Below are 23,582 nucleotides of genomic sequence, written 5' to 3'. Positions count from 1 at the left end.
ACAGAGAAAAGGCCGGTGCAAAACACCGGCCTTTCATTTTAATTACAAGCAGACATTACTTTCCGGCCAGATAGTCCGGCAAATCCGCAATAGACGGCAGCACAATATCGGCCAGCGGTTCAAGCACTTCACGCGGACTGTTGCCCGTCAGCACACCAACTGCCAGACCCGCTTTGGCAGCTCTGGCACATTCCATATCATGCGGATTGTCGCCAACCATCGCCACCTGCTCCGGTGCCACGCCGACTTCTGCCGCAAAATGCAGCAACGGATCAGCATAAGGCTTGGCACGCGCTGCCGTGTCATAGCCGATAAAACCGGAAAACAGATCACTGATACCCAGTGCTGCGGCCGTTGCCCGTGCACCGGCCTCAGAATCATTGGTTGCAATGCCTAAGATAAAACCAGCCGCTTTCAAGGTTTGCAGGGTCTGGCTCAATGCTTCAACAGCCACCGCCTGTTTGGCACCTTCCTCAACTCCGTAAACATCATATTCCGCGACACGTGCACGGCGTTGCTCGTCTGTATCCTGCGGATGCCAGAGCGCAACAATATCCTCAACCGTTCCGGCGGCAATTGCAGAATTGGCGCGGAATTTTTCCGCCTGCCAGTCATAGCCACCGGCATCCAGCAGTGATTTCGCCAAAGCATCATCACCGGCAGCAGAACGTCTGGCCAATTCACAGGAGATGGAAAACCACGTCCTGTTAAAATCAACCAGCGTGCCGTCCTTATCAAAAAGAATGGCACGGATCGTTTTTTCAGAGCCGGACGGCACTGCTACATTTGCTGACATTATGCCTCCAGTGAACCGGCAGGTTTGCTTTGTGCCGATGGTTCATCGCCAATCAGCTTCATCACATCATCGCCGCGGCGCAGATAGCGCAGGCTGCGATAGGTTAAAACGCGACCGGCCTGCGGTGCGCAGAGCTTGATATCGTGCTCAGGTTCACCCGGCACGGTGACAATCGTTGCCAGCAGATCGCCTTTTTTGACGATATCACCCAGCGCCACATGATACAGCACCATACCGCCCTGCGGTGCGCGGATCATTTCCACACGGGAGAAAGGCGCGATCGGGCCGTTAAATGCTTCGCCGAGCTGGCTGGATGCATCTTCCACCACGCCGCGATACACGAGGAAGCGATAGAGCCCTTCCGCATCAGCCAGACCGGTTGCCGGATCAACATCATTGAGACCACGAAACTCAACGGTTGTTACCGCGCGGCGGCGCATATCACGCTCTTCCGCTTTCATATGCAGCAGCGGATTAACACAGGCCTCTTCAAAAGCCGCGCTAACGGTTGAATCACCGGCAAGAATTGCGGTCGAACGTAGTGCTGTTGCCAGATCACGCAGATCTTCCGCATAATTTTCATGCACATAGAGATAGTTTTCACTCTCATCATCGCAATGCAGATCGAGCACGATCTCATGCTTCAGCGCCATGCGAACCAGCATCGCCTTGATGCGCTTATCGATGGAAACCGGCGCATCAGGCTGCGGCAATGCAGAAGTGTCGAAATCTTCCAGCAACGGGAAATTACGGTTGAAATTCACACCGGAGAAGAAATCAAAACGACCAAGGTGCTGATGGCTCTGCCACTGATTGGAGGCCACCGGATTAGCCTGCGGCACAATCGTGATATCGCCTTTGATCCGGCCTTCCTCTTCCGCTTTACGCAGCATCGGAATCAGGAAATGCAGCGCAGCCTGCCCCGGCAATTCAGCACCATGCAATGAAGACTGCAAATAAGCCGTCGGCGCGCTTGTATCTGTGCCTTCAAAGCGCAGCACACGCATTTCCACCTGAATGCCCGGCACATCACCGGCAAACTGTATATGATCCGTTTTCATAAATGTCTTCCACCCATTGACCGCCGGACAGGATTTTCAATCACCTCATTCCGGCGGTTACTCCATAAACCATTATCAACAAACACGAAAAACAGATGCTTGTCACGTATCGGCAAGCAGTTTTCAGTGTATGAGGATCAGGTTTTTACACCTGCGATGCCTGATGCAGATGTGCAATCAGACCCTGTGTGGAGGCATCGCGGCCACCGGCATTTTGTTTTCCGGTAACGACATCCAGCAATTCTGTTGCCAGTTCTTTGCCAAGCTCCACACCCCATTGGTCAAATGCATTGATACCAAAGAGCTGCGCTTCCACAAAAACACGGTGTTCATAAAGCGCGATCAGACGCCCAAGCGCAAAAGGTGTCAGCTTGTCATAGAGAATAGTGATTGACGGGCGATTGCCGGAGAAAACACGATGCGGGGCAATGCGTTCCACTTCCGCTTCCGGCAATTTACGCGCACGCAACTGTGCCTGCGCCTCTTCAAGCGTGCGGCCTTTCATCAGCGCCTCGCTCTGGGCAAAACAATTGGCGAGCAACATCTGATGCTGTTCCAGCAGTTCCGGCTCATGCGTATGCACTGCGATCATAAATTCCAGCGGAATTGTATCGGTTCCCTGATGCAAAAGCTGGAAGAAAGCATGCTGCCCGTTGGTGCCGGGCTCTCCCCAGACCACAGGGCCGGTGACGCCGGAAACCGGTGTGCCGTCACGCTTCACGCTCTTGCCGTTGGATTCCATATCCAGCTGTTGCAAATAGGCAGGTAAACGCGCCAGATGCTGATCGTAAGGAATAATCGCACGACTGCCGAAGCCACAGATTTCACGATGCCAATAGCCGATCACACCCAGCATCATCGGCAAGTTCTGCTCAAACGGCGCAGTGCGGAAATGCTCGTCCATTGCATGGGCACCGGCGAGAAACTCTTTAAATCTATGCGCGCCGATCGCCAGCATGACCGGCAATCCGATGGACGACCATACGGAGTAGCGCCCGCCAACCCAATCCCAGAAACCGAAGACCCGCTCCGACTGGATACCGAAGGCTGCTACTTTATCGAGTGCGGTAGAAACAGCTACAAAATGCGCACCGACAGCCTCTTCACCCAGAGCATCAGCCACCCATTTACGGGCGGTTTTTGCATTGGTCATGGTTTCAATCGTAGTGAAAGTTTTCGACGCGATGATAATCAGCGTGGTTTCCGGATCGAGATCGCGCAGCGTATCGGCAATATGCGCCGGATCAATATTGGAAACGAAATGTGTATTCGGCCCGTCATGATACGGTGTCAGCGCGAGTGTTGCCATCACCGGCCCGAGGTCTGAACCACCGATACCGATATTCACCACATCGGTGATAGTGCGCCCTGTGGCACCAGCCAGATCACCGGCACGGATTGCCTCACTGAAGAGGCTCATACGGTGCAATACATCCTGCACCTGCGGCACGACATCCTCACCATCTGTTACAATAACATCATCCGGCTTTGCCCGCAGTGCCACATGGAGAACGGCACGGTTCTCGGTGGTGTTGATCGGCTCACCGGCAAACATAGCATTGCGCTGCCCTTCCACATTGCAGGCCATTGCCAGATCTTTGAGCAATGCCATTGTCTCATCATTGACACGGCATTTTGACCAGTCGAGCAGCAAGTCATCCAGTTTGAGGGAGTAGCGCTCAAAACGCTGCGGATCTGCGGCAAAGGCTTCACGCATATTCTGCTTTTGCGCAACTGTCTGCCAATGTGCTTTCAAGGCTGTCACACCTGCCGCAATTGCCGCTTCATTCAATGCCATGCCAACCACTCCCGGGTAAAGAATAACTGCTTCTCAATACAACCTATAACACTTTAGATATGAACCGATTGAAGTGTTTTAAGGGCATGATAAATAAAAACAAAATTCAGACGTTGTTTTCTTGTGATTGAAACCGATATCATAGACGAAATATCAGGCGGAGCATGTCACAGTTCAATGATCAGGTTTAACACCCGTGACGCAGCACATGCTCCAAAAACAGAATTTAAAAATATTCTGCACTTAAACCTGAGTGAACTGCAAGACATAAGTTTTAAGGGATAAATATGGATCTGACCGGCGAAGAACGCATTCAGGCACCAAGGCAGGCTGTTTGGGATGCGATGAATGATGTGGACGTTCTCAAGCCCTGTATTCCGGGTTGCGAGACCTTGGAGCGGCTGTCGGAAACCGACATTCAGGCGGCTATTCTTGTTAATCTCAGCCTCATCAAAATCCGCTTTCACGGCTTGCTGATCCTCTCCAATCTCAACCCGCCATTTTCCTATACGATCAGCGGTGAAGGTCAGGGTTCGATTGCCGGTTTCGCTGCAGGCAGTGCCGATGTGGAACTGATCGAAGAAAGCCCTGATGTGACCATTCTGCGCTATACGATCAATGGTGATGCAGGCGGCAAAATTGCCCAGCTCGGCACCAAGCTGCTCGGCAATACGGCACGCAAAATAGCTGACCGGTTTTTCGCCAATATCGGCGAAGCCGCAGCACAGAATATACGCCAAGGCAGTGCATAACTCAGGTGTATTTTATGAGTATATTTGTCATATTTTGACCATCTGATAAAAAATTTGACCTTCCGCAAAAATCTGTCATGCTGAGTCTACAGAAGCCAAAAGCACACAAAGCAAAAAAGTGCTCGGCTCTGACAGATTGCGGAACCGGCGTATAATAAGGGAACCACGCCGCTTCCCCACCATGCAGCAATGAACCAACGCGGGACGCGCATCAACATGCGTTCTGAGACAGCATTTGCATAACCGGATTTTGCTTGGCGCAACTGCGCGAACAGCCGTCCGGCACCTCTGACATTGATTTTAAGCACCAGATCGCTTGTCTTAACTGCGACTGTGCCGGGAGGAGTGACAGGAGCATGAGTGACCAGCATTCGCATGACAGGCACAACAATACAGCAGCGGATATCCGGCCGAACCGCCTTGATAATTATCAGGATGTGTTTGCCGATCTGCATCCGCCGCTCGACAAGCATGAAGCACTGGTAGAAGCAGACCGCTGCTATTTCTGCTATGATGCGCCATGTATGACGGCCTGCCCGACCCATATTGATATTCCGCAATTCATCCGCCAGATCGCAGGCGGCAATCCTCAAGGTGCTGCACGCACGATTTTGAGCGAGAATATTCTCGGCGGTATGTGCGCCCGTGTCTGCCCGACTGAAACTCTGTGCGAAGAAGCCTGCGTGCGTGAAGCGGCAGAAGGCAAGCCCGTACGTATCGGACTATTGCAGCGTCATGCCACCGATCACCTGATGGAAAGCGGTGTTCACCCCTTCACCCGTGCGCCGGTTACCGGCAAAAGCGTGGCAGTTGTTGGTGCAGGACCTGCCGGTCTTGCCTGCGCCCATGCGCTGGCACGCGAAGGCCATACGGTGACGATTTTTGAAGCCCGCCCGAAAGGCGGTGGCCTCAATGAATATGGTATCGCCTCTTATAAGAGCGTCGATAATTTCGCTGCCCGCGAGTTGGAATTCATCCTGAAAATCGGCGGCATTACTATTGAAACCGGCAAAGCTCTCGGCAAAGACATCCAGCTGGATGCGTTACGCTCCGGTTATGATGCAGTATTTTTAGGACTAGGCCTTGGCGGCACAAACCGGCTGCATATTGCCGGTGAAGATGCCGAGAATGTGCTGGATGCCGTACGCACCATCGCAGAACTGCGCCAAAGTTCTGACCTTTCCCGCCTGAATATCGGCAAGAACGTCGTGGTTATCGGCGGTGGTATGACAGCGATTGATATTGCTATCCAGATCAAACGGCTGGGCGCAGAGAATGTAACGCTGGCCTACCGCCGTGACCGTGAACATATGAATGCCAGCCTCTATGAACAGCAACTGGCACAGATGGAAGGCGTGGTGATCCGTGACTGCCTGCAACCGGAGGAAATTCTGCTCAATGAACAGGAGCAAGCCATCGCGATCCGCTTTGCGCAGACCGAGCAGCGCGAAGGCAAACTGGTTGCCACCGGTGCCACACTCACCTTAGCCGCCGATCAGATTTACAAAGCCATCGGCCAAAAGCTCGACGGCCAAGGCCTTGGTGCCAGTGGCATGGAAATGAGCGGCGGGCGGATAAAAACCGATACTGAAAACCGCACCAGTGTGAAAGGCATCTGGGCTGGCGGCGATTGTGTTTCTGGCGGTCAGGATCTGACTGTTGCCTCGGTGCAGGACGGCAAGATCGCCGCGCAATCCATCCATCACCATCTGATGCAATTGCCGGAAGCCGTGAGCGGCTTTGCCGAGGCCGTGCTGGCAGCCAATCGCAAAGATCTGCCGAGCCTCCATCCGCATGCACCATCGGTGCACAATCACACGACATCATCTTCGGCAAAGGATCACTGACATGGCTGATCTGACCACGAATTTTCTCGGTATTCGTTCACCCAATCCGTTCTGGCTGGCTTCTGCCCCGCCAACCGACAAAGCCTATAATGTGGAACGCGCTTTCAAAGCCGGCTGGGGTGGTGTTGTCTGGAAAACGCTGGGTGCGGAAGGCCCGCCGGTCGTCAATGTCAACGGGCCGCGCTATGGTGCTATCTGGGGCGCTGACCGCAGATTGCTCGGCTTCAACAATATTGAGCTGATTACCGACCGCTCTCTGGAAATCAACCTGCGCGAGATGAAAGAGGTGAAAAGCCGCTGGCCTGACCGCGCTCTGATCGCATCCATCATGGTGCCCTGCGAAGAGGAAGCATGGAAGGCCATTCTGCCACGGGTTGAAGAAACCGGCGCTGACGGCATTGAATTGAATTTCGGCTGTCCGCACGGTATGAGCGAACGCGGCATGGGTGCTGCTGTCGGTCAGGTGCCGGAATATGTGGCCATGGTGGTAAAATGGTGCAAACAATATAGCCGAATGCCGGTTATCACCAAGCTCACCCCGAATATCAGCGATATCCGTATGCCTGCGCGCGCTGCCAAAAACGCCGGAACCGATGCGGTATCGCTCATCAATACCATCAATTCCATTGTTTCCATTGATCTCGACAATTTTGCTCCGCAACCAAGCATCGACGGACGTGGTTCCCACGGCGGTTATTGCGGCCCTGCGGTCAAACCGATTGCGCTCAACATGGTGGCGGAAATTGCCCGCGATCCGGAAACACGCGGATTGCCGATTTCCGGTATCGGCGGCATCACCACATGGCGCGATGCAGCGGAATATATTTCGCTTGGCTGCGGCACGGTTCAGGTCTGCACAGCAGCTATGACCTATGGTTTCAAAGTTGTGCAGGAAATGATCGACGGTCTGTCTGACTGGATGGATAGCAAAGGCTATCAGTCACTGGATGATTTCCGTGGCCGCGCAACCCCGCAGGTCACTGACTGGCAATATCTCAACCTCAATTACGTTACAAAAGCGCGGATTGATCAGGATGCCTGCATCAAATGCGGCCGCTGTCACATTGCCTGTGAGGATACCTCCCATCAGGCGATTACTTCGATAGTGGACGGCGTGCGCCATTTCGAGGTGATTGATGAGGAATGTGTCGGCTGCAATCTCTGCGTGAGCGTCTGCCCTGTGCAGGATTGTATCACCATGGAGCAGGTTTCCGGCATTGATCCGCGCACCAAAGAGCCGATCAGCCCTGATTATGCCAACTGGACGACCCATCCGAACAATCCGATGGCAAAACACAAACAGGCGGCAGAATAGGAGCGGTAAACGGTGACAAGACAGGCAGTCATCACAGCTCATAAAACAGAGAGCGGCAGAGATTATCCTGCCGCTATCTTTCCCTGTTTAACGGGGACGAATACCGTTGAGCAAAATGGCGCTGACCGCCTGTACCGTTTTCTCACAGCAATCCGGCGCATCAAATTTTTCACCGAGCACTGCGCGCAACTGCGTTTCAAAATCGGAATAATGCTGGGTCGTCGCCCAGATCGTGAAAATCAGATGATGCGGATCAGTCTTTGCCAGCCTGCCCTCTTCCATCCATTGCCCGATCATGGCCGCTTTTTCATCCACCAGTTCGCGCATATCCTCTTGCAGGAAAGTGCCGATTGCCGGTGCACCATGCATAATCTCATTGGCGAACAGGCGCGAAGCCGCAGGATTGCGGAATGCCATCTCGATCTTGTTGCGGATATAAGAGCCAAGCTCTTCCAGCGGCTCGCCCTGCGGATCAATAGACTGCAGCGAGGCCAGCCATTCTTCCATCGTCTGCTGCAAAACCGTATTGTAAATATCTTCCTTACGGCGGAAATAATACAGAAGATTAGGCTTCGACATGCCGGATTTCAACGCGATTTGGTCAATGGTGGAACCACGAAAACCATAGGTCGAGAACACATCCAGCGCGGCTTCAAGAATGAGCTTGCGGTTCATTTCCTGAATACGCGACAGGTTTTCAGGCTGTTCCTGCTGCATCACGGAAATGTCTTTAGCCGGTTTAGATTTCCGTACCATGCTGCTCTTCCCCGCATTTTCATACTGCCTGCAAATATAATGCGTTACAGGCAAATTCGGCCACCGATATTCTCTTGTCCTGAACGGATTTTAGTGGATGATACAGCAGCCGGTTTCCAGCAACGGAAACAAGCCGGTTTCATAAAATACTCCGCAACAGAACGGAGCAGTAATCAACGTGTTTTTGGGGAAACAATCAAGGCTCTTTTTGTGCGGCCTCTGACAAGGCTGCGCTTATTACGCCAAAACGCATCATCTTTCACGATGCGCTCAATGAGGAGGAAATTCACATGCCGTCTCCCCGCGCCTTTATGAACTTATCATGATTAATACAGACCGCATACGGAAACAGACATGAACATGCATCTGAACAGCAATCTCAAAACCAATGCTGACCGCCTCTGGGACAGCCTGATGGATATGGCCAAAATCGGCCCCGGCATTTCAACGGGGAATAACCGTCAGACCCTGACCGATGAAGACCGTGAAGGTCGGCTGCTTTTTCAGAAATGGTGCGAAGATGCCGGTATGACTATGGGCATCGACACGATGGGCAATATGTTCGCCCGCCGCGAAGGCAGTGATCCGTCGTTGCCACCGGTGATGCTCGGCAGCCATCTCGATACACAGCCGACCGGCGGTAAATTTGACGGCGTGCTCGGTGTGCTCGGCGGGCTTGAAGTGGTGCGCACCCTCAATGATCTCGGCATTAAAACCCGTCATCCGATTGAAGTGGTCAACTGGACCAATGAAGAAGGCGCCCGTTTTGCTCCCGCCATGCTGGCTTCCGGTGTTTTCGCCGGTCTCTTTGATGAAGCATGGGCGAAATCCCGCACGGATGCGGACGGTAAAACCGTTGGCGACGAGCTGAAACGCATCGGCTTTGAAGGTTCAATCCCGACCGCCAAGCGCCCGATCAAAGCCTATTACGAGTTACATATTGAGCAAGGGCCTATCCTTGAAGACGAAGGTCTGGATATCGGTATTGTCACCCACGGTCAGGGGCTGAAATGGTTGCAGATTACGCTCACCGGTAAAGAAGCCCATACCGGCTCAACACCGATGCGCAAACGCGTGAATGCAGGGCTTGGTATGGCACGTATCACCGAGCGGGTGGACGAGATTGCATGGGAGCACGCACCGAATGGCGTGGGTGCCGTGGGCTATGCCCATATCAGCCCGAATTCCCGCAATATCATTCCCGGTACTGCTGTTTTTGTGGCCGACTTCCGTCATCCGGATAAAGCAGAACTCGCCAAAATGGTGCAGAAACTGGAGAAATCCGTAGCGGAAATCTGTGAGAAAATCGGTCTGACCTATCAGATTGAAGAAGTCGGCGCGTTTGATCCGGTTTCCTTTGACGAGACCTGCCTATCGACCATCCGTCAGGCAACCGAGCGTCTCGGTCTCTCACACCGCAATATTATTTCCGGTGCCGGTCATGATGCCTGTTGGATCAATCAGGTCGCACCGTCAGCCATGATTATGTGCCCTTGCGTGGATGGCCTGAGCCATAATGAGGCGGAAGATATCACCAAAGAATGGGCCGGCAATGGCGCTGATGTGCTGTTGCATGCGGCATTGGAGACCGCTGAAATCGTATAAATACCTGCTCCGGTATGAGACATTTGTGCCGGAGCCTTTAACCTTTTCGATCAATCAGCATCTGTTCGCAAAAAACCATAAGGGGAAACGAACAATGTCATATTCCGGATCGCATACCAAGTCACAGGCAGATAACAAAACCACACTGATTAAAGGCGGTAAAATCGTTACCGCAGACCGCTCTTACGATGCCGATATCCTGATTGCAGACGGCAAAATTGCCGCTATCGGCCATGACTTGCAGGGCGACACCACAATTGACGCCTATGGCTGCCTGATTATGCCGGGGGGCATTGATCCCCATACCCATCTGGAAATGCCGTTTATGGGCACCCACAGTTCCGATGATTTTGACAGCGGCACCGCTGCGGCACTGGCAGGCGGCACCACAATGGTGGTGGATTTTGTGCTACCCTCACCGGTGGGCAATCTGCTGGAAGCCTTACAGGACTGGTTTCAGAAAGCAGGCAAAGCGCGCACCGACTATTCCTTCCACATGGCCGTCACTGGCTGGAGCGAACGCTGCTATAATGAAATGCCGGAAGTGGTGGCACGCGGCGTCAATACATTCAAACATTTCATGGCCTATAAAGGCGCATTGATGGTCAATGATGACGAGATGTTTGCCTCGTTCCGCCGCTGTGCTGAAATCGGCGCCATGCCGCTGGTGCATGCCGAAAACGGCGATATTGTCGCGCAATTACAGCAAAATCTGCTGGCAGCAGGCAATACAGGACCTGAGGCACACAGCTATTCCCGCCCGCCGGAAGTGGAAGGCGAAGCCACCAACCGTGCTATCATGATTGCCGATCAGGCGGGCGTGCCGCTCTATGTGGTGCATGTCTCCTGCGAACAGGCGCATGAGGCCATCCGCCGTGCCCGCCAGAAAGGCATGCGTGTTTACGGCGAACCGCTGATTCAGCATCTGACATTGGATGAAAGCGAATATCAGAATAAAAACTGGGACTATGCAGCGCGGCGTGTGATGTCGCCGCCATTTCGCGACAAGATCAATCAGGACAGTCTCTGGGCAGGTTTGAGCGCAGGCAGCCTGCAATGTGTGGCCACCGACCATTGCGCTTTCACCACCGAACAAAAGCGTCACGGCGTTGGTAATTTCACCAAAATCCCGAATGGCACAGCAGGGCTGGAAGAGCGTCTGCCGGTGCTCTGGACGACAGGTGTGCGCACCGGTCGCCTGACCGAGAATGAATTTGTCGCTGTTACCTCCACCAATGCGGCGAAAATTCTCAATATCTATCCGCGCAAAGGTGCCGTGCTGGAAGGATCGGACGCTGATCTGGTGGTCTGGGATCCGAATGCAACCAAGACAATCTCGGCCAAAACCCAGCAATCGGCGATTGATTACAATGTGTTTGAAGGCATGAAAGTGACCGGTCTGCCGCGCATGACCATCAGCGGCGGGCGTGTTGCCTATGCGCAGGGCAAAATTCTGGCAGAACCAGGAGACGGACGTTTTATTGAACGCGCACCGAATACACCGCAGCAGCAGGCTTTGTCGGTGTGGAAAGAGGTAGTAGCACCACGCAAAGTGGAACGTGATCCGGCACTGATGCCGATAGGCGTGTGAAATAAAAACGGCGGGATAAATACCCGCCGTTTTTCATTTATTCCGGTTTCATTTCCAGCGTGGCCGCATGAGCCAGCTCGCGATCCAGACGTTTTTCTTCATCGCTTTTCGGCTTGGTGAAACGGCCGAGCAGCAGATAGGCAACCGGTGTCACATAGAGTGTGGCAATGGTTGCCAGACCAAGACCGCCAACAATAATCCAGCCCAGCGCAATACGGGCTTCCGCACCGGCACCGGAAGCGATGACCAGCGGAATACCGCCAAGCACCGCACAGATCATTGTCATACAAACCGGACGCAGGCGGATATTCGATGCTTCTTCCACCGCCTCACGTAAAGACAGGCCGCGGTCACGCAACTGATCGGCAAATTCCACAATCAGAATACCGTTCTTCGCCATAATACCGACCAGCAAGACCAGCCCGATCTGGCTATACACATTCAGACTCGTGCCGGTGAGGATCAGCGCCACAATGGCACAGCCCAATCCCAGCGGTACAGTCGCCATAACGATCAGCGCACTGACAAAACTCTCAAACTGCGCGGCCAGAACCAGCAGAATGATCACCACCGCAAAGCCGAATACCAGAAACAGACCTGTCGAGGTTTCGCCCAGCGTGGCCGCTTCTGCCAGCGGTACCATCTGCACTCCGGCAGGCAGTAATGGCGCGGCCAGTTCCTGCACGGTTTTATAAGCATCGCCCAGAGCAAAATCACTGCTCAGACCTGAAGTAATCGCAATGGAGCGCAGGCGTTGTTCACGCGCCAGCTGCGGCGGCACCGCAATTTCCCTTACCGATGCAATCGTTGCCATCGAGACATAACGGCCGTCACCGGTACGCATGAAGACATTTTCCAGATCCGTCGGATCATTGATCGGATTGGACGTCGCCATCATCTTCACATCATAGGAACGGTCGCCGATATAGACCGCGCCGATCCTGCGTCCATCGAGCACCGACTGCACTGCATTGGCGAGACCGGTAATATCAATGCCGAGATCCGATGCCCGCTCGCGGTCAATCTGTACCGAGAGTTGCGGCTGCGTTGCGTCCACCGACAGGCGCGGCTGCTGGAAGCGCGGGTCTTTCTCCATCTCGGCCAGCAAAGCGCGGGTCACCGGCTGGATCGTTGCATAATCATTGCCGACCAGCGTGAACTGCAAACCATTGCCGGCACCGCGAATACCGAGACTGTTTGGCTGCAGAGTAAATGCACGCACGCCGGTAATCGGACGCAGACGCTTATTAATATCGGCAACAATCTCCTGCTGCTTACGGTCGCGCTCTGCCCAGTCGGCCAGTGTCAGCACCATAAAGCCGTTATTGGACGCACCGCCGGAACCGGCAATAGCGTAGGAATTTACAATCTCGCCATTATCGCGCAGCGGTTTGAGCGCCACGTCAATCTGCTCAAGCTGCGAGCGCAGGAAATCAATACTGATGCCCTGCGGGCCGGAAATACGCAGCATAACCGCAGAACGATCCTCATTCGGTGTCAGTTCCTGACGCAAAGTCGTATAGGCACTTAATGAGAAGAAGGCGAAAACCAGAGCCGCCGCAACTACAATCCACGGCGCATTAAGGCACCAATGCAGACTGCGGCGATAGAATTGTGCCAGACCTGCACTGATACGATAGACAAGCCCGCGCGGCTTATCTGTGGCGGTTTCATGGGCGATGCTTTCGGCCGTCAGAAACCGCGAAGCCAGCATAGGACACAGCGTGAGCGCCACCACGGAGGACAGCAGCACGGCAATTGCCAGCACGAAACCGAATTCACGGAACAAGCCGCCGGCCTGTCCCGGCAAGAAGGAAATCGGCACAAACACCGCCACCAGTGTCAGTGTTGTGGCGATAACCGCGAAGAACACTTCTTTCGTGCCAAGCACCGCAGCCGCACGCGGCCCCAACCCCATCGAACGACGCCGGACAATATTTTCCAGCACCACAATCGCGTCATCCACCACCAGACCGGTTGCCAGAACCAGCGCCAGAAGGGTCAGAATATTGATCGAAAAACCTGCCAGATAAATCGCCGCGACAGTACCGACCAGCGCCACAGGAATGGAAACAGTCGGGATTAGTGTCGCGCGGATATCCCGCAGGAACATATAGATGACAGCAATAACGATGAGGATCGCTGCAGTCAGCGCGATTTCCACTTCATGCATCGCACCACGGATGAAGTTCGCATCATCACTGGTCACCCGCATTGTCATGCCTTCCGGCAATGTCTTATTCAGGCGCTCAACTTCCGCACGAATACCGTCCGAAATATCCAAAGTGTTGGACTGAGCCTGACGGATAATGCCAAGGCCGATACTGTTACGGCCATTATTGAGCACTGCCGAGCTTTCAATATCCGGCCCCAGCGTGACATTGGCGACATCGCGGATGCGGGTCTGCCCCTTAATGATGATATTCTCGAAATCCTGCGGCGAGGAAACCGATGCTGTGGCTCGCACCACAATCGCCTGAGAAGCGCTGCGCAATGATCCGGCGGGCTGATCCAAAGCCATAGAAGCCAGTGCCGAACTGACATCGGCAAAGGTCAGGCCATAACTGGCCAGACGTTTATGGTCGATATCAATACGGAAAATCTTATCGCGGTCGCCATAGGTTTCCACATCGGCAACACCGGGCACGGCGGAAAGCACATCGACAATCTGATCTTCCACAATCACCGTCATATCATCAACGCTGAGCGTTTCAGACGCGATTGCCAGACGCATGACCGCATCAGCATTGGAATCCGCCTTGATGATACGCGACGCATCGGCTTCTTCCGGCATCTGGTTGGCCACGCGCGAGATCGAGTCACGCATATCAGCGGCGGCGACATTGATGTCCACGCCATCATTGAATTCAACCGTCACACGGCTGCGGCCGAATGATGAGGTTGAAGAAATATTCTTCACACCGGAAACACGGGCAACTTCATTTTCCAGAACCTGCGTGACCTCGCGGTCAACCGTTTCGGCAGATGCTCCGTCAAACGTGGTACTGATCGAAATAACCGGACGGTCAACATCCGGCAATTCGCGGATATCCACGCCGCTCAATGCGGCAAGACCTGCTACCACAATCAGCACATTGAGCACGAAAGCAAAAACCGGACGACGGATAAACAATGCCGTAAAACCGCCGGTCTGCGGATTATGCCCGCCGCCTTTTTCTTCAGCGCCGGCTACATCCTCAGTCACTGTATTGGTTTCAGCGGATGATTTATCAGAATTCATCATCATCCTGCCTGTTTACTATTTGCCTGCGCTGTGGCCGGTTCTTTCGGGCTGGCGGTGTTGCCCGCGCCCTTAATCGTCACATTGCCGCCTTCACGCACATTCTGCACACCTTCAGTGACAATCGTATCACCCTCAGCCAGTGCACCATCAACCAGCACTGCATTGGCATTGCGCTGGATAATCCGCGCAGCAACACGCTCGGCCTTGCCATCTTTGGTAATGCGCCAGACATAAGAACCATCGCCGTCCCACTGCACAGACAGCGGGTCAACCGCCAGATACTGATCGCCGGGGAAAAGGATAGTCACGGTAAAAGACATACCGGCACGCAGCACATCGCTCGGATTGGTAATTTCCGCACGCACCCGCAAAGTTCGGCTGGCCGCGTCAATCATATTATCCATGGCGCTGACCTGCCCCTGAAAGCTCTTACCTAGCAGAGCCGTCGGCATTGCTGTCACGGCCTGTCCCAACCGCAATTGCGGTGCAAACCGTTCCGGCACCCAGATATCAATCAGCAGTTTTGAACGGTCATCAATCGTAGCGATGGTGGTGGAGGATGTTACATAATTCCCCGCATCCACCGGCAGAATACCGACAATACCGGCAATCGGTGCTGTAACCGAACGGCGGCTGAGCGCCAGTTCCGCATCCTTCACAGCCAGTTTTGCATTGGCCAGAGCAAGCTCTGCCGCAACAACCTGTACCTGTGTTGCTGTGTTGGAAGCCCGCAAAGTTGCCATACGCTGTTGTGTGATTTCCGCGTCTTTCAGCAGCACCTGTGCTTTCTCAACGGCGATCTGTTCTGTTTCCGCATCCAGTTCGGCAATGACCTGATCTTTTTGAACGGTGGTGCCTGCACTCACCAGAAACCGGCGAATAGTTCCGCTTGAATAAGGCGAAACCGCAACCGTATTGAGCGCAACACCGCTGCCGATCGCACTCAGCTTGTCATTGACGACCTGCTTCTGGGCTGGCTTTACAACCACCAAAGGCGCGTTGCGCGCGCCACTCTGCCCTGCTGCCGGTGCGCCGCCGGTGTCCTGTGTTGCGGAACGTTCAGTATTATACCAGCTCCAGCCCCCGAAGGCGGCGGCAGCCACGACCAAACAAACCGTAATTTGTTTCCAGTTTTTCATTATCTTCCGATCTTGCCGCAACCTGAGTTAATTGCCTGCACAGACAGGCTCGCTGCATTCTGTCCTTAAAATGCGTAATCTGCGGTCTCAGGTCTAATTAAATTTCTGTAATCCTGTTGCGGCAAAGTGCCGGAAAGCCCGTAAAGCCGGTATCCGGCCCTGTTTAAACCACATCTCATGCTCTGAGATGAGCCGATATGGTTAATAAGACCTTACCATGACATAGGTCTGACAAAACAAAACGGGCGGAAACACGATGTTTCCGCCCGCTGAACTCAATGGGATACTGTCTTTTATACGATAGCTTTATAGGCAACGGCCATACGGGCTGCCAGTTTGGCATTGTTCAGCACCAGCGCAATATTGGCTTTCAGGCTGCGGCCTTCCGACAATTCATTGATGCGCGCCAGCAGGAACGGTGTCACATCTTTACCGCCAACGCCCTGATCGGCAGCTTCCTTAACAGCGGCTTCAATCGTGCCGTTAATGAATTCCGGTGTCAGTGCATCTTCTTCAGGGATCGGATTGGCAATCAGAATGCCGGTGCCGGAACCAAGCGCATGATGCAGCGCCATCGCTTTCGCGATTTCTTCTGCACTGTTCAGACGATGATCGGCTTTACAACCGCTCGAACGGGTAAAGAATGCCGGAAAATCATCGCTGCCATGCGCAATAATAGGCACGCGCTGGGTTTCAAGATATTCAAGGGTTTTCGGAATATCGAGAATGGATTTCACACCGGCGCAAACTACAGTGGTGTTGGTCATTCCCAGTTCGTTCAGGTCGGCGGAAATATCAAAGCTGTCTTCCGCACCGCGATGCACACCGCCAACGCCGCCGGTGGCGAAAATTTCAATACCGGCCAGCGCAGCAATACGCATGGTTGCGGAAACAGTGGTACCGGCAGTCAGTCCCTGCACCATATCTGCCGCCAGATCACGGCTCGATGTTTTCACCGCATCGGTGGTCTGTGCAAGCTGTTCCAGCTGAGTATCGCCGAGGCCGACATGGATTTCACCTTTGAGCACGGCGATGGTTGCCGGTGTTGCACCGTTTTCGCGGATAACAGCTTCAACCTTGCGTGCCATTTCCAGATTCTGCGGAAAAGGCATGCCATGGGTGATGATCGTGGATTCAAGAGCAACAACAGGTGCGCCTTTATCGAGTGCGGCGCGGACTTCATCGCTAAAATGCATAGTCAAACGGGTCATAGCTGGAGCAGCCTTTCTGAGGGAGTTTAATGGAGAGTAATCAGTCGCGAATACGATGAAGGTTCGCTTCGAGAAAATGTGCAGACAAGTCCGGATGGACGCTGGCGTCGCTTTCGGTTGTCAGCGTGGCCAGCAACGTACCGGTGCGCACTGCATCGGGCAGTTCCTTCCGGTCAAGCAGACAATAAAGCGTGCCGGAAATCAGCGCATCGCCCGCGCCGGTAATATCCACCGGCTGCGCAGGCACACTGGCAATATGCCGGATACCGCTTTCATCGCCAATATGAACACCGCCAGCACCCATGGTCATGACGATTTTGGCAACGCCGCGCGCATGTAAGGCATTGATGGCCTGCTCTGCTGTCAGGCGCGGTGTGCCCGCAGGGTGACGCAACAGGCTATGCGCCTCATCCAGATTGAGGAACAGCAGATCAACACCACTGAGATCCTGTGGCAGGCGCAGTGCTTTCGGCGCGGAAACCGTATCAACAGCCAAACGGAAACGGCTACCGGTTTTCTTCGCCAGCAAGGTTTCCAATGTTGCCTGCGGCAGATTGCAATCGGCAAAAACCCAGTCAGCTGACGCCAGATGCGGCCAGACAGTTTCCAGTGTTTCAGGCTTGAACAGGTCGAAAATGCCCATATCGGCAATGCCGAGTGCCAGCTCATTATCCGGCCCAAGAATGGCAGCGTATTCAGCAGTCGGCGCTTCATTGGTCACAATCGCACGACTGACATCAACACCAAGCAGGCGCAGATGATCAAGAATAGCGCGCCCGGTTTCATCATCGCCAAGAATAGAGACGAAGCCAATATTCACGCCGAGCCGCGCCAGATTTTCCGTGACATTGCGGGCAACACCGCCATGGCTGCGATAACCGCTGACCGGATTGGAGGTCTCGCTGATGAGAGGAGCATGGGCATGATATTTACGATCAAACACCGCGCCGCCAATACAGACAATGCGCTTGTTCTCCGGCAGATAATAGCCACGCCCGAGAACAAAACCCTTCTGGGTCAGCTGCACAATATGAGCAGCAACAGTAGAACGCGCCAGTTTCAGCGCATCGGCAATCTGCTGCTGACCGACAAACGGATTAGTGACAATCATCTCCAGAACAGCACGTTCCTGCGCGGAGAGATCCTGCAGATTTTGCGCACCGGCTTTTGCTGACTGGTTCACATCCTGATCGCCCTGCACCATTGCCATTCTCCGTTTCAATCGTCCTGATGGGAGCCATATAGCAGAGCAATTTCAGATAATCAAACAAATGTTAAAATAAAAACTTTTGTTTTGGTTTTTTCCAAAGCGAAAGTCCTCATCAACTCACGATAAATAAACAGCACACGAAAATTTGAAATTTTGGCTTAAAGCGCCTATATTACAAACTTGCAGGATTTTAGCCTTTGTGGGGACAGGCTTGCGGTCAGGCATATTTATGCAACTGTACAATCCGTGACCCGGGCGATCGCCTGTTTTGGTCCGTGGGTGGAGACGGGGGACAGGAACAACCTGTCAGCCTGACGGATGGGTGAAATGACCTTTATGAAAAGCAAGGATTTTCAAAGGCCTGCTGACAAAGCCTCTGCAGAATCAGAAAAGAAGCGCGCTGAGGAATTACAGGCGCGCAGCCGTGAGCAAGCTGATCTGACTGCGGAAGGCAGTAGCGCGACGCCTAGTTCACAAACATCCCTCTCTGCGATTGCCGCCAATGCACCCTTAAGCACAAGTATCCCGCCGGTCTTCACCAATACCGGATCGGATTTTACTGCGAATGATCCCGATGACCTGCATATTCCGCTGCGTCACCGCCTTTCCAGTAAATTGCTTTTGATGACAATTCTAGCCGTACTGATTGCCGAAGTTATCATTCTCGCGCCGTCACTGGCGAATATGCGCAATCAATGGCTGAATGCCAAACATACCATGATTGCCACTTCCAGCCTGTTATTGCTCGATGCGAATCCGGACACGACACTGGAACTGCAGATTCAGGATCAGTTGTTGCGCTCCACCGGCGCACAATCCATTACAGTTACCCGTAACGGCAGCAGCCGTGTTCTGGCCGCCTCACCGGAAGCCGTGCAAGTCGATGAATATATTGATCTGACAACAGCAACACCGCTGAGTGATTTCTGGGGTGCTCTGCTCACCCTGACCAGCGGCGGCAATAAGACAATGCAGGTATCAGGCCCGCCCGATTACAGCGGCACCACAGTTGAATTTGTGATGAGCGATAATGCCCTGCATAACAGGCTGATCAAAAACTCCCGTATTATTGCTGCCATATCGCTGCTGATTTCGCTGATCGCGGCCGCGCTGATTTATTTCATCATTCACCGTCTGCTGCTGCGCCCTGTCGGCCATATGTATGAGAATATGTTTGCTTTCGGCCAGAAACCGGATGATCCGACGCTGATTATTGACGGCTCCTGCCGCAAAGATGAACTTGGTTATGCCCAGAACAGGCTGGCGCAGATGCAGACACATCTGCAGCATTTGTTTCAGGAGCGTAAACATCTGGCCGATCTCGGTCTGGCCGTCTCCAAGATCAATCACGACATGCGCAATATTCTGGCCTCAGCACAGCTGATGTCGGACAGTCTTGCCGATACCAATGATCCGGTTGTGCAACGCTTCTCACCGAAGCTCATCCGCACGCTGAACCGCGCCATCACCTATTCCGAGACTGTGATCGCTTACGGCCGCACACAGGAAGCTGTGCCGGTTCGCCAGCAACGCCTGTTGCGTCCGCTGATCCATGAAGTGGAAGACATGCTGGTGCTTCCATCCGATGTGCAGATTGCCTTTCGCAATATGGTTCCGGTCGATTTTGAAGCCTATATCGATAAAGAACAAATGCTGCGGGTGCTGAATAATCTCTGCCGCAATGCGGTACAGGCAATGGGCACCTATCACCGGCAGCCGGAAACTGAAAAATGCCTGACCATCAGCGCATGGCGCATAGGCAATACTTGTTATATTGCCGTGGCGGATACCGGCCCCGGCCTGCCCAAGAAAGCGCGGGACAATCTGTTCACCGCTTTTCGCGGGTCAACACGCAGTGACGGCACCGGATTGGGGCTGGTTATTGCTCAGGAACTGGTTCGTGCCCATGGCGGCACCATAGAATTACGCGACGATTACAAAGACGGTGCATTATTTGAGATTCGTATCCCTGATATGCCTGTCTATCCGCCACCGTTTCAGCGCTCACAACGCAATATGGTGTAATTATTTCAACGCTCTGCGCGAAAAGCGCCTTCAGGAAAGCCACGCAATCACGTGGTTTTCTTATATTTATCCCCAGCCTTCAAAAAAAATACAAATTTCTGAAAGTTTTTCATCATAAGCCCTTGCAATGCCAAACAGAACCCTTTAGAGAGCGCTTACCGCACCGAAACGGAGCGGTTCTAGGGCAAGCACCCGTAGCTCAGCTGGATAGAGCACCAGACTACGAATCTGGGGGTCAGAGGTTCGAATCCTTTCGGGTGCGCCACTCCTTCTCAAAATTGAGAAGTTGACTTTCTGAAGATCAGAAAAATTCCTGGCACATTTGATAATTTCATGGGTTATATACTGTGCTTATTACAAGCACATAGAGTTCAGATACGCATCTCCGGACAACTCACTCGAATCACCTTGACGCGTGTTGTTTCCTCTGTTGAATATCAAAAATATTTCTCCGCCCTGCTCGCATTCGCAACAATAAATATTCGTTACAATGTGATTCTCAGGAGATGCGTTTTTGTTTATTTTGAAAAATACGAAATCAGCGATCTCAAATCATAAATATGTGGCTGCAGGTCTGTTCTTCGCTTTTTCAGCGACAATCATCCTGCAAAATGCATCGGCAGCCACTGCCGGCACTTCACCGGACTGCAGGCCGATGCAAGCACTGCAAAAACAGCAGTTTCAGGCAGCAGACGCGCCGGCATCTGCTAATGCCACCATCTGGATGGTCGACGGAGTAAAAGGCGGCGCACCCGCAATCGGAACCATAACAAATTCCGGCCTGTATGCCGCTCCCGCCAATATGGGCGAATCTGTCAATGTCACCATTTCCGCCGTCTCCGTGGCAGACGAAACGGAAATTGCTAATTTCCAGATTTGTAATGCTGCCTATAGCCGTTCCGGAACAATTTATTATGTCGCGACCACAGGCGCTGACAGCAATTCAGGCAGCTATTCTGCCCCATGGCGCAGCATTCAGCATGCTGTCGATCAGGCACAGGCCGGTGATACAATCACGGTCCGCGGCGGTATCTATAATGAGACAGTGACATTCAACAAATCAGGCTCTGCGGAGAGTGGTTTTATCACCCTCACCCGATATGCCGGTGAGAAGCCAATTATCGACGGCAGCGGATTGATCACAGAGCCCTATGGCATGCGCGGCCTCATCAGCCTCAACAGTGCAAGCTATATACGCATCAAAGGGTTTGAAATCCGCAACTACAAATCCGATACGGAATTCATTGCCATTGGCGTTCTTGCTCAGGGCACCGGAAAATATATTGAGATCAGAGACAATATTATTCACGGCATTGAAGCGAATAATCTGCCTGCAAACGGCAATGCAAATGCTTTGGGCATAGCTGTTTACGGACAACAGCCAGTACCGATACAGAATGTCATCGTGGACGGGAATGAGCTGTATAATCTGAAAACCGGAACCAGTGAATCCCTGACCATCGGCGGCAATGTTGACGGCTGGCAGGTCACCAATAATCTGGTACACGACAATAATTTTATAGGCATTGATGCGACCGGCTATTACGGCAACAACCGTGCGGACTATAACCGTGCCAGAAACGGCTGGATTGCACAGAACAAAGTTACCAATCTGTCGATAGAAGACAATCAGGCTTTGACCTTTGTGGCTTCTGCGATTGGTATCTATGTTGATGGCGGGCAGAATATTACCGTTGAACGCAATGTCACCGATGCGAATGACGGCGGAATATGGTTGCTCAGCGAAAATCCGGGCAAACTGACTGACTATGTGACGGTACGCAATAATCTTATCCGCTTTAACCGGAATGCCGGAATTCTTGCTGGCGGCTATGATGCAACCCAATCGGGCGGTGCCGCTCACATCTTGATCACGAACAATACTCTGTATCAGAATAATAACCGTGACATTTCAGGCATCAATTCCGGTGAGTTTCAGCTCGGTCACAATGTCAGCAATATAAGTTTCAGCAATAATATTCTCTTTGCCGGAGCAAAGGGTTATGCGATCACCAGCTTTATTCCTTCAGTGCCGGACACCGTGAAGCTTGCCAGTAATTTGTATTACACAACATCCGGCAGCAGCTATACACGCTGGTTCTGGAACAATACAAATTACTACAATGACAGCACATCTCCCAATAATTTCAATACATTCACAGCTGTCAGCGGTGATACAGGCAGCATCATATGTAATCCTGCCTTCATCAATGCCAGTGCTTCAGATTTCCGCCTCGCTGCGGGCTCTCCGGGCAGAAACAATGGCCGATTTACTGCGACAACAGGATTTCCTGCCACAGGCATCAAGGATTTTGCGATGAACCCGCGCATCACCGGCACATTGATCGACAGAGGCGCCTATGAACATGTTGAATAAAACAACGCAAAAAACATAGTCCGGCTAATAGTCCTTATCCCCGTCATCGACAGCAACATAGCGCCAGCGTACCGATGTCACCAATGGCTCAAGACTCAGCCGCCCGATAATCTGCTCCAGCAGCGGATCCTGATTATTATCGGCACGAAACAACGCATTGACCTCAACGCGATTGCTGTCTTCAATATTGGTGCTTTCCAGATCCTGAATATGTAAAACAGTACCTAGATCACGCAGCAACAGCCCCCGCACATGCGCTTCGGCATCGCCCATACAGACAATACTGACAGCATAGCGGGTGCCGAACTCACCACCGCTGGCGGGTTGCCGGTCAATCAGATGCACCAGCGGCCGCAAAAATAAATTGACGCTGATGATAAATAAGGCGGCAATCGCTGCATGGAGATAAAAACCCGCGCCGCACATAACACCGACTGCCGCCGAGCACCATAAAGTCGCGGCGGTATTCAGCCCGCGAACATTAAAACCTTCCTTGAAAATGATACCTGCGCCCAGAAAGCCGATACCGGAAACGATCTGTGCCGCCACACGCGTCGGGCTGGTATCACCGTCAACCAGCGAGGCAAAAAGCACGAAAGTAGCGGCGCCAAGCGCCACAAGCGTATTGGTGCGCAGCCCTGCAAGCCGCTGACGCCATTGCCGCTCAAAACCAATCATACCGCCGAGTATAAACGCGGCCGTGAGACTGGCGAATGTATGCAGAAGGCTTTCAACAGAACTCATAATCTCTCTCGTTTTTCCTTCTGATAACAGTAGCGCATCTCAGCTATATGAAGGGAATATTCCGCATAGCTGCGTGTAAACAGCATCGGCAGCAGAACCCGCCCCGCCCGC

The 23,582-nt window shown here is 53.0% G+C and carries 16 protein-coding genes and 1 tRNA gene; 8 read left to right on the top strand and 9 right to left on the bottom strand.

The window, feature by feature from the left end; translation table 11 throughout:
• Positions 1–55 precede the first annotated feature (55 nt).
• The 3 genes from K1X45_RS11935 to pgi all read right to left on the bottom strand — a co-directional run bounded on the left by K1X45_RS11935 (position 56) and on the right by pgi (position 3,655).
• A complete protein-coding gene (locus K1X45_RS11935; RefSeq protein ID WP_220160489.1) occupies positions 56–799 on the bottom strand; it encodes an HAD family hydrolase in 744 nt (247 codons plus the stop codon).
• Positions 796–1,857 (bottom strand): succinylglutamate desuccinylase/aspartoacylase family protein, encoded by a 1,062-nt coding sequence (locus K1X45_RS11930; RefSeq protein WP_220158934.1) that lies wholly within the window; start codon positions 1,855–1,857, stop codon positions 796–798. Before K1X45_RS11930 ends, K1X45_RS11935 begins: the two co-directional genes overlap by 4 nt.
• Before the next feature lie 145 nt (positions 1,858–2,002).
• A complete protein-coding gene (gene pgi / locus K1X45_RS11925) occupies positions 2,003–3,655 on the bottom strand; it encodes a glucose-6-phosphate isomerase (protein WP_220158933.1) in 1,653 nt (550 codons plus the stop codon).
• Between the two features lie 287 nt (positions 3,656–3,942).
• On the opposite strand from pgi, the gene K1X45_RS11920 reads away from it, so the two are divergent.
• From K1X45_RS11920 to preA, 3 genes are all read left to right on the top strand, one after another.
• Positions 3,943–4,407, top strand: coding sequence for a CoxG family protein (locus K1X45_RS11920; protein WP_022710560.1), 465 nt, complete (start codon positions 3,943–3,945; stop codon positions 4,405–4,407).
• A gap of 356 nt (positions 4,408–4,763) precedes the next feature.
• Complete coding sequence (locus tag K1X45_RS11915; protein ID WP_220158932.1) at positions 4,764–6,254, top strand: NAD(P)-dependent oxidoreductase; 1,491 nt, start codon at positions 4,764–4,766, stop codon at positions 6,252–6,254.
• Between the two features lies 1 nt (position 6,255).
• Entirely contained in the window at positions 6,256–7,569 is a 1,314-nt protein-coding gene (gene preA / locus K1X45_RS11910; RefSeq protein ID WP_220158931.1) for an NAD-dependent dihydropyrimidine dehydrogenase subunit PreA, read from the top strand.
• Positions 7,570–7,656: 87 nt separating this feature from the next.
• Here the strand turns inward: preA and K1X45_RS11905 are convergent, their stop codons facing one another.
• Positions 7,657–8,325, bottom strand: a complete 669-nt coding sequence (locus K1X45_RS11905; RefSeq protein WP_370627035.1) for a TetR family transcriptional regulator C-terminal domain-containing protein — start codon at positions 8,323–8,325, stop codon at positions 7,657–7,659.
• Positions 8,326–8,685: 360 nt separating this feature from the next.
• Between K1X45_RS11905 and K1X45_RS11900 the strand changes: the two genes are divergently transcribed.
• Together K1X45_RS11900 and hydA are read left to right on the top strand one after the other, a co-directional pair.
• Positions 8,686–9,930: a Zn-dependent hydrolase gene (locus K1X45_RS11900; RefSeq protein ID WP_220160487.1), complete on the top strand. Its 1,245-nt coding sequence runs from the start codon at positions 8,686–8,688 to the stop codon at positions 9,928–9,930.
• A 94-nt stretch (positions 9,931–10,024) separates the two neighbouring features.
• Positions 10,025–11,521, top strand: coding sequence for a dihydropyrimidinase (gene hydA / locus K1X45_RS11895; protein ID WP_220158930.1), 1,497 nt, complete (start codon positions 10,025–10,027; stop codon positions 11,519–11,521).
• Between the two features lie 37 nt (positions 11,522–11,558).
• Here hydA and K1X45_RS11890 read toward each other — a convergent pair whose 3' ends face one another.
• From K1X45_RS11890 to K1X45_RS11875, 4 genes are all read right to left on the bottom strand, one after another.
• Positions 11,559–14,768, bottom strand: a complete 3,210-nt coding sequence (locus K1X45_RS11890) for an efflux RND transporter permease subunit (RefSeq protein ID WP_255560404.1) — start codon at positions 14,766–14,768, stop codon at positions 11,559–11,561.
• Positions 14,765–15,904, bottom strand: a complete 1,140-nt coding sequence (locus K1X45_RS11885; RefSeq protein ID WP_220158929.1) for an efflux RND transporter periplasmic adaptor subunit — start codon at positions 15,902–15,904, stop codon at positions 14,765–14,767. Before K1X45_RS11885 ends, K1X45_RS11890 begins: the two co-directional genes overlap by 4 nt.
• A gap of 293 nt (positions 15,905–16,197) precedes the next feature.
• Entirely contained in the window at positions 16,198–17,115 is a 918-nt protein-coding gene (locus K1X45_RS11880; RefSeq protein ID WP_121991920.1) for a pseudouridine-5'-phosphate glycosidase, read from the bottom strand.
• Positions 17,116–17,155: 40 nt separating this feature from the next.
• On the bottom strand, positions 17,156–18,319 hold the full coding sequence (locus tag K1X45_RS11875) for a PfkB family carbohydrate kinase (protein WP_255560403.1): 1,164 nt from the start codon (positions 18,317–18,319) through the stop codon (positions 17,156–17,158).
• Positions 18,320–18,652: 333 nt separating this feature from the next.
• On the opposite strand from K1X45_RS11875, the gene K1X45_RS11870 reads away from it, so the two are divergent.
• The 3 genes from K1X45_RS11870 to K1X45_RS11860 all read left to right on the top strand — a co-directional run bounded on the left by K1X45_RS11870 (position 18,653) and on the right by K1X45_RS11860 (position 22,727).
• Entirely contained in the window at positions 18,653–20,350 is a 1,698-nt protein-coding gene (locus K1X45_RS11870; RefSeq protein WP_220158928.1) for a HAMP domain-containing sensor histidine kinase, read from the top strand.
• 188 nt (positions 20,351–20,538) lie between these two features.
• Positions 20,539–20,615: transfer RNA gene (locus K1X45_RS11865), tRNA-Arg, on the top strand.
• Between the two features lie 249 nt (positions 20,616–20,864).
• Positions 20,865–22,727 carry a DUF1565 domain-containing protein gene (locus tag K1X45_RS11860; protein ID WP_220158927.1) on the top strand — a complete coding sequence of 621 codons (1,863 nt, stop codon included), beginning with the start codon at positions 20,865–20,867 and terminating at the stop codon, positions 22,725–22,727.
• Positions 22,728–22,751: 24 nt separating this feature from the next.
• Here K1X45_RS11860 and K1X45_RS11855 read toward each other — a convergent pair whose 3' ends face one another.
• Positions 22,752–23,471: an MgtC/SapB family protein gene (locus K1X45_RS11855; protein WP_220158926.1), complete on the bottom strand. Its 720-nt coding sequence runs from the start codon at positions 23,469–23,471 to the stop codon at positions 22,752–22,754.
• Positions 23,472–23,582: the final 111 nt, after the last annotated feature.

The organism is Pseudochrobactrum sp. Wa41.01b-1, assembly GCF_019464455.1.
Taxonomy (GTDB): domain Bacteria; phylum Pseudomonadota; class Alphaproteobacteria; order Rhizobiales; family Rhizobiaceae; genus Pseudochrobactrum; species Pseudochrobactrum saccharolyticum.
Note: the sequence above shows the minus strand (reverse complement) of the source record. Positions and strands in the feature narration are given on the sequence as shown.

Bases quoted from the DNA above. Each gene is read 5' to 3' on its own strand.
- K1X45_RS11890 (WP_255560404.1), bottom strand. From the start codon at position 14,768: ATGATGATGAATTCTGATAAATCATCCGCTGAAACCAATACAGTGACT.
- K1X45_RS11880 (WP_121991920.1), bottom strand. From the start codon at position 17,115: ATGACCCGTTTGACTATGCATTTTAGCGATGAAGTCCGCGCCGCACTC.
- pgi (WP_220158933.1), bottom strand. From the start codon at position 3,655: ATGGCATTGAATGAAGCGGCAATTGCGGCAGGTGTGACAGCCTTGAAA.
- K1X45_RS11915 (WP_220158932.1), top strand. From the start codon at position 4,764: ATGAGTGACCAGCATTCGCATGACAGGCACAACAATACAGCAGCGGAT.
- K1X45_RS11855 (WP_220158926.1), bottom strand. From the start codon at position 23,471: ATGAGTTCTGTTGAAAGCCTTCTGCATACATTCGCCAGTCTCACGGCC.
- K1X45_RS11920 (WP_022710560.1), top strand. From the start codon at position 3,943: ATGGATCTGACCGGCGAAGAACGCATTCAGGCACCAAGGCAGGCTGTT.
- preA (WP_220158931.1), top strand. From the start codon at position 6,256: ATGGCTGATCTGACCACGAATTTTCTCGGTATTCGTTCACCCAATCCG.
- K1X45_RS11870 (WP_220158928.1), top strand. From the start codon at position 18,653: ATGACCTTTATGAAAAGCAAGGATTTTCAAAGGCCTGCTGACAAAGCC.
- K1X45_RS11885 (WP_220158929.1), bottom strand. From the start codon at position 15,904: ATGAAAAACTGGAAACAAATTACGGTTTGTTTGGTCGTGGCTGCCGCC.
- K1X45_RS11900 (WP_220160487.1), top strand. From the start codon at position 8,686: ATGCATCTGAACAGCAATCTCAAAACCAATGCTGACCGCCTCTGGGAC.
- K1X45_RS11875 (WP_255560403.1), bottom strand. From the start codon at position 18,319: ATGGTGCAGGGCGATCAGGATGTGAACCAGTCAGCAAAAGCCGGTGCG.
- K1X45_RS11930 (WP_220158934.1), bottom strand. From the start codon at position 1,857: ATGAAAACGGATCATATACAGTTTGCCGGTGATGTGCCGGGCATTCAG.
- hydA (WP_220158930.1), top strand. From the start codon at position 10,025: ATGTCATATTCCGGATCGCATACCAAGTCACAGGCAGATAACAAAACC.
- K1X45_RS11905 (WP_370627035.1), bottom strand. From the start codon at position 8,325: ATGGTACGGAAATCTAAACCGGCTAAAGACATTTCCGTGATGCAGCAG.